Origin of the sequence: Synechocystis sp. LEGE 06083 (assembly GCF_015207725.1) — a bacterium.
GTDB classification, from domain to species: domain Bacteria; phylum Cyanobacteriota; class Cyanobacteriia; order Cyanobacteriales; family Microcystaceae; genus Synechocystis; species Synechocystis salina.
On record NZ_JADEWJ010000220.1, the window covers coordinates 1 to 6806 of the forward strand.

Consider the following 6806-nt stretch of genomic DNA (forward strand, 5'->3'; position numbering starts at 1 on the left):
ATTTTGAACAAACCAATTTCGGCCGTATTGGCCACATGGGTACCGACACACAGTTCTAAAGAAACCCCTGGCACGTCAATGACCCGCACTTCAGCGCCGTACTTTTCCCCAAACATGGCGATCGCCCCTTTGGCCTTGGCATCGGCGATCGGCATTACTGCCACCTCAGTTTGATGGGCTTCGGCAATCCATTGATTGATCAAATCTTCAATTTGCTGTAGCTCCTCCGTTGTCACCGCCCGGGGAGAATTAAAGTCGAACCGTAAACGATTGAAATCCACCAAGGAACCGGCTTGGGAAATCCCCTCATCCACCACTTTTTTCAGGGCTGATTGCAGTAAATGGGTGGCCGTGTGATTGGCTTGGGCTCGACGGCGGCAGGCCCGATCAATGGTGGCAGTAACTGTGTCCCCCACCTGGACAACGCCCCGTTCCACCCGGCCAAAATGGATGAAAACGCCTGATTCCCGTTTCACATCTTCAATGCGAATGAGCAAATTATCGCCGTTGAGAAAACCCTTATCGCCAATTTGCCCGCCGGATTCTCCATAGAAAGGGGTTTGATCCAGTACGATTTGCACAGTTTGCCCCGCTTTCCCTTCTTCTACCAATGCCCCCGCCACCAATACCGCTTTGACCACCGCTGAACTTTGTACATCGGTATAGCCCAAAAATTCCGTGGGATGGATACGGTTAGCCAATTGATCTAAACTTTCCTGCACTGTTAAATCTATAGTTTCGTGGGCCGCTTTGGAACGTTCCTGTTGTTCCTGCATAGCTTTTTTAAACCCTTCCACATCCACAGTAATACCCTTTTCTTCGGCAATTTCCTGGGTTAATTCCAAGGGAAAACCAAAGGTGTCGTATAAAGTAAACGCATCCACTCCAGCAATTTCCTTGACTCCGTCGGCCATTAAATCCGCTAACAACTTTTCTCCCCGTTCTAGGGTTTTCAAAAAAGCCGCTTCTTCCCGCTGCAACTCTTGGTTAATCAAGGTTTGGCGTTCCAACACATTGGGGTAAACTGGCTGGGCCAGGTCAATGGCGGTGGCGGCTACTTTGGTGGTAAATTCCCCTTCTATCCCCAGTAAACGACCATGGCGCACCACCCGGCGGATCAATCTTCGGAGCACATAGCCTCTCCCCAAATTGGACGCACTAATACCGTCGGCAATCATGTGGACCACCGCCCGGACATGGTCCCCGATTACTTTTAGTGAAATTTTCGTTTTTTCATCTGCTTGACCATAATCAATCCCCGCTATCCCTGCCGCTGTTTGAATAATGGGGAAAATCAGATCCGTTTCGTAATTATTGGGCACTTGTTGCAGAATTTGAGCCATTCTTTCTAAGCCCATGCCCGTGTCAATATTTTTTTTCTCCAGGGGAGTCAAATTCTCCCCCATATCCCGGTTGTACTGCATGAATACCAAGTTGTAAAACTCAATAAACCGGCTATCGTCTTCCAAATCTAATTTCTCATCTCCTAATTCTGGGTGGAAATCGTAGTAAATTTCCGAACAAGGCCCGCAAGGCCCTGTGGGGCCAGAAACCCAAAAATTATCATCTGCCCCCATGCGTTGGATGCGGTGGGCCGGGATACCAATTTCATCACGCCAAATGGCAAAGGCTTCATCGTCTTCTTCAAAGACGCTCACCACCAACCTTTCCGGGGGCAGTTGAAATACTTGGGTGGATAATTCCCAGGCCCAGGCGATCGCCTGAGATTTGAAGTAATCCCCAAAGCTAAAGTTGCCCAACATTTCAAAAAAGGTATGGTGGCGGGCGGTGCGGCCGACGTTTTCAATGTCGTTGGTGCGGATACATTTTTGGGAAGTGGTGGCCCGGAGGAATTCAGCTGGCTTTTGTCCTAAAAAAATTGGCTTGAACGGCAACATCCCCGCAATGGTCAACAATACGGTGGGGTCCTCCGGCACCAGAGAGGCACTGGGCAAAATTTGATGCTGGCGATCGGCAAAGAAGCGCAAAAATTGCTCACGAATGGCGGGGCCGCTGAGGACGGGCGGGGTGGTGGTCATGGTCTAGTTGAAGATTTTGCAGATGAAACTTTGGGGCACTGTGCCTATTTTCCCATTTTAGGGGTTGGTGCCTGACCCTTTCTTACCGGAGGTTCAACCCCAGTTAAAACTATGTGGAGTGGTTAGAATCTGTCCATTAACTCCATGGGCAAAAATGGCAAGACTATGGTGCCTAGGGCTGTTGGCAATGGACATTGATGTTGGTGATTACCTGTTGTTCCCGTTGACCGATGGTAGTCACCTGTTTTTGGGCAAGTTGGGCAGTCAAAATATCCTTACTTTCCAATGCTTGGACCATGTTGCGGGTGGCTGACCCATTGCCTTGGTAAATCTCCACTAACTCCCCTTGGTAATTGGCCAGAACGGGATCTTCCAGGTTAAGTCGTTCGACCTTAGTGGCGGTGGCATCGAACGCATCGGCAATTTTTAGCACTTCTTCCGTCGAGGTGGTATCCCTGTATTTAGCCCCTTCCTCCGCCATCTGTTTGGTAATTAAAATCAGTTGGCGGCATTGATTTGCTTTACTGGTTCCACAACTGATCAAGCCCTGGTTTAACCCTAGGATTAAAATCAAGCTCCCACCAAAGCGGACGGTTCGACGGGCGAGAAAAGCAGCAAATTTTTGCGACAAGGGCAATGGCATAGGTGGAAAACAGAAGACAAAGGGGCAACGGGCAACCATCATACCAAACCCATTCCGGGTAATTGGGTCTTCAAACTCCGGGCCAAAGGGGTAACAAGTAGGGAAATAGCCCGATCGCCAAGGCAGTGAGCAATAAACAACCAATACCAGCTAGCCCTGCTAGGGGTTGATTGGCTTTGCCTGCCCAAAGGTTACCAGTGGTGGAAGGATAGGTGATTAAACCAGTGGCATCGCAGGCCGCCAGGGCAAAGACCCAGCCCCCGTGCAATCCCCAGGCCAGGGCCAGATTACCACCATCCACTAAGCGGGCCCACACGAGTACCATGCCCAATAACCATAGGCCGGGCAATTGATAGGCTGTCAAACGTCGTTCCCAGAGCAGATGAAGCACGGCAAAAATGGCGCTGATTACTATGGCCGCTACCCAGACTGGTAAATTTTGTTGCAATTGATTTTGGAAAATGCCCCGAAAAATTAGCTCTTCCACCAAGGCGATCGCCAGGGCCAAGAGTAGAAATAGGGGAGAAAGTTTAACTAAATCCCACAGTTTTTCCCCGTGCCATTGCAGTAGTCCAATTTTGCCCTGCACCGCCAAGGTTAAACCCAAACCCAACACTGCCACCACCACGGCGATCGCCAAAGAAAATAACTGATCCGGGGTGAATGATAATCCATAATCCTGGAGGGATTGACCATCTAATTGGCTCATCGCCCAGATGGGTAGGGGAGAAACCAAGTAAAGGGATAACACCAAAGGTAGCTTTTGCTCCGGGGTGACAGCCTGCCAGGGTTGCCAAGCTAATTTACGCCCCACCACCAGGGCAATGGGATACCACAGCACTAGCCAGCCCACCAGAAAAACAGTAATTTTCAACAATCCCGGCCATGGTTGCCAAAACTTCATTAAATTTTCCATCGGCCCATCCCCCTGGCGATCGTCAATTTTTTTTTGAAAAAAAGCAAAATTTGCAAGGGCTAGCTTGACAGTACGTCCGCTGTCATCCCTAATCGATAAAAAAAGGGAGAAACCTTTTTGTTTCAGGTCTCCCCCCCAGGGAAAAAGCACCTAGTCCCTCCTGCTTAGGGAACCAGAGCCGAGAAATTTATACTTCCTCTTCGTCGTCGCTATCGGTAATTTGCTTCAGGTGAATATGCTTGTAACCAAGCTTGATCTCAAACTCATCACCGGACTTCAGACCCATTTCTTGGGTGTAGGTAGAGCCAATAACAATTTGCCCATTTTTATGTACACTAACGCGGAATGTCGGTTCACGACCCCGACCATCTTTGGTACCAGAGGGATCGAGGGGAACCCCTTTGGCCGCTAGAACTGCGTCATAGAAGTCGGTCAAATTAACCCGTACTTGTCCTTCCTTGGAAGTGGAGTAGTAACCACAGGCTTTCGCTGTTTCTCGACGGGGCAGATGGGATAGTTCTTTGACTTTATTGAGTAATGCTTTGCCGGTTAGTGCGGTGGAGGCGTTTGGCATGGGATTATTTTTTCCGTTGAATGATACTTGATTGCGGGGACTTGTTTTTTTCAAAAGTCTACATGAGATAAAATATAACATTAAACCTTAGCTGAAAAACTTTTTTTTCCAACTTTTTGATTGTTTAGCCGGGGAATTTTTCCCTCTGAAAAAATCAAGCCTTGACCTCTGGCGAGTTTTGTCCTAAAGATTTTTTGCCACCATGGAGCAATGATGAGTTAGGTTTGGGCAATACAAGCTAGCTACGGGTTCAACTTTCCGAAAAACAATGTTTTTTTGCCCGGATTAGCGGCAAAATTAACCAGGAATTAACCCGGGCAGTGGGGCAAAATATATTTATCCCTGGGGAAACCATTGCTTTGGCCCAATTCGCTATCCTATGCATGTCATGCATTCATTAACATTTCCCCCGGTCCCTGAGATTCTATGGTTCTTGCTCAGTTCGCCTCTAGCCCCGCTCCCCCCCAGTCCTTTGCCACTGCCCCCAATCGTCAACAACTGCGACAAATGAATTGCTACCTAGACCAGCTTTTGTTGGCCTTGGTAGCTTTGACGGATGTGGATCAGGACACCTGGACGACAACCCTAGAAAAAATTTCGTTACCTACGACAACAGGTCAATCTTTGACTAAGAAATACCCCGTTCCTGCTGTTGCCCCCGGCCAACTAGATGTGGAAGGAATTCGACTTTTGGCCATGGCGATCGCCTACTTAGGAGCCCATTACCAGGAATTGTTGCGGCGATCGGTCAGTTTAGTGGAGCAGACCAAGGAACAGGGCAAAAATCCGTTACAAACCGTACTTTTAAGTGAGTACGCTCGAAAATTCACCTCCGCTTGGCAAGCCTATGTGGAAAAACAGGGGGGAGAGGGTCATATTCCTCTACCAGCGCCCACCCCCGATCGCCTCCTCGCCTTGCTGACGGAATTATTTTTCTTTAGCAGTCAAGACGGCCCCCGCCGACTCTGGGGAGTATTGGCCACAATGGTTTCCTCTGCTTAACTTATCCCTACCAGTTCTGGCCTCTGTGCTTTGCCCCCAAATTAGCCCCTTCCCAGTCCTGCTCCCAAAGCTCTAACTGGGAAAATACCTATGGATTGCTGGATTGCTTCCTGCTGTAAAAAATTGCCCAAAAGACCTGGTGGAAAAGGCGATCGATCCAGTAAATGACTACAATTATGGTCAACCAGGCCCATGGACTAGGTAAACCTATTTGACTGAGGAAATAATCTCTATGGCTCAAGATTCTCCACCTCCCATCTCCCAAGAGGCCCTGACCATCGCCCATCTCCAAGGAGTACAGGACCGACGTCGGGAAGAGCGGATGTTGGCCTTTTGCCAAGTGTTCGATATGGAAGGGGAATTGGTGGGGGTATCCTTTGATTTAACTCGCAGCGGCATTTGTGTGAGTGTTCCCAACGATTGGCCCAAGGATAGGGATTTTGTTGTTAAGCTCCGGCGCATGGACAACGAAGCCTTACCCACCATTACCGTTACGGTTACTCCCACGTGGCGTCAATGCCGCAATGAAAGTTTTGATGAAATCGGCGGCAAAATTATCGAAGTGGACTGCCCTGAAGCTTTCTCTACCTTTTTGCAATATTGTCAACAGGCTGGCCCCAGTGGTTTGCTGGAACGTCAGACTTCTTGAACATAACGATTTTTGCTTTTTCACTGGTCCCTACCTCCGGATCGGACGGAGGAGTTGCCTTGCCCTATGTAGAGGTTAGTCCTGCTTTACCTGAACTGCATTGACATTGGGGCCTGTACCGGGGTACAAGAACAAAATTTTTGGGGGCTGGCCCCAATACCCATAATTGTCAGAGTCTGATAGGATTTAGCAAAGTATTAAAATTTGTAAAGAAAATTAAGATGCGAGTTTTGGTGGTAGGCGGCACAGGAACCCTCGGCAGGCAAATTGTTCGGCAGGCGATCGACCAAGGTCACACCGTTGTTTGTCTGGTCCGTAGTCTGAGAAAAGCAACTTTTCTTAAAGAGTGGGGAGCCACCATTGTGGGGGGAAATATTTGTAAGCCAGAAACCTTGCCCCCTGCCCTAGAAAACATCGACGCTGTGATCGACGCCTCCACCGCCAGGGCCACCGATGCTCTCACCATTCGCCAAGTGGACTGGGAAGGTAAGCTCAACCTTATCCGGGCTGTGCAGAAGGCGGGCATCAAAAAGTTTATCTTTTTCTCCATTTTGCGGGCAGCAGAATATCCCAAAGTTCCCCTAATGGACATCAAACACTGTACCGAGAAATTTTTAGCCCAAACAGACCTGGACTACACCGTCCTACAACTGGCAGGTTTTATGCAGGGGTTGATTGGTCAGTATGCCATCCCCATTTTGGATAATCAGTCAGTGTGGCAAACCGGCGAAAACACCCCGATCGCCTACATGAATACCCAGGATGTGGCCAAGTTTGCGGTGCGGGCGGCGGAATTGGACAGCGTAGCCCGCCAAACCTATCCTGTGGTGGGCAGTCGGGCCTGGGGGGCAACGGAAATTATTCAACTGTGCGAAAGAATGTCGGGCAATACGGCTCGCATTTCCCAGGTGCCCATGGCGGTTTTAAGATTTATGCGGAGCTTGACTCGCTTTTTCCAGTGGACCTATAACGCCTCCGATCGC

The 6806-nt window shown here is 49.3% G+C and carries 7 protein-coding genes; 3 read left to right on the forward strand and 4 right to left on the reverse strand.

The annotated features are described in order from the left end of the window. From alaS to IQ219_RS14985, 4 genes are all read right to left on the reverse strand, one after another. On the reverse strand, window positions 1-2039 hold a 2039-nt coding region (alaS, locus tag IQ219_RS14970), incomplete at its 3' end, for an alanine--tRNA ligase (RefSeq protein WP_194073136.1). A 172-nt stretch (window positions 2040-2211) separates the two neighbouring features. After that, on the reverse strand, window positions 2212-2670 hold the full coding sequence (locus IQ219_RS14975) for a hypothetical protein (protein WP_228017163.1): 459 nt from the start codon (window positions 2668-2670) through the stop codon (window positions 2212-2214). Window positions 2671-2752: 82 nt separating this feature from the next. Continuing rightward, window positions 2753-3748 (reverse strand): lysostaphin resistance A-like protein, encoded by a 996-nt coding sequence (locus tag IQ219_RS14980; protein WP_368667614.1) that lies wholly within the window; start codon window positions 3746-3748, stop codon window positions 2753-2755. 37 nt (window positions 3749-3785) lie between these two features. Continuing rightward, entirely contained in the window at window positions 3786-4253 is a 468-nt protein-coding gene (locus tag IQ219_RS14985; RefSeq protein ID WP_199309499.1) for an AbrB family transcriptional regulator, read from the reverse strand. 345 nt (window positions 4254-4598) lie between these two features. Here IQ219_RS14985 and IQ219_RS14990 point away from each other — a divergent pair, with 345 nt between their 5' ends. The 3 genes from IQ219_RS14990 to IQ219_RS15000 all read left to right on the forward strand — a co-directional run. Further along, window positions 4599-5174, forward strand: a complete 576-nt coding sequence (locus tag IQ219_RS14990) for a DUF3038 domain-containing protein (RefSeq protein ID WP_190595729.1) — start codon at window positions 4599-4601, stop codon at window positions 5172-5174. Window positions 5175-5406: 232 nt separating this feature from the next. Further along, a complete protein-coding gene (locus IQ219_RS14995; protein WP_228017164.1) occupies window positions 5407-5823 on the forward strand; it encodes a hypothetical protein in 417 nt (138 codons plus the stop codon). Between the two features lie 221 nt (window positions 5824-6044). Next, window positions 6045-6806 (forward strand): NAD(P)H-binding protein (locus tag IQ219_RS15000; RefSeq protein WP_194073138.1); only part of this gene is annotated, 762 nt, incomplete at its 3' end.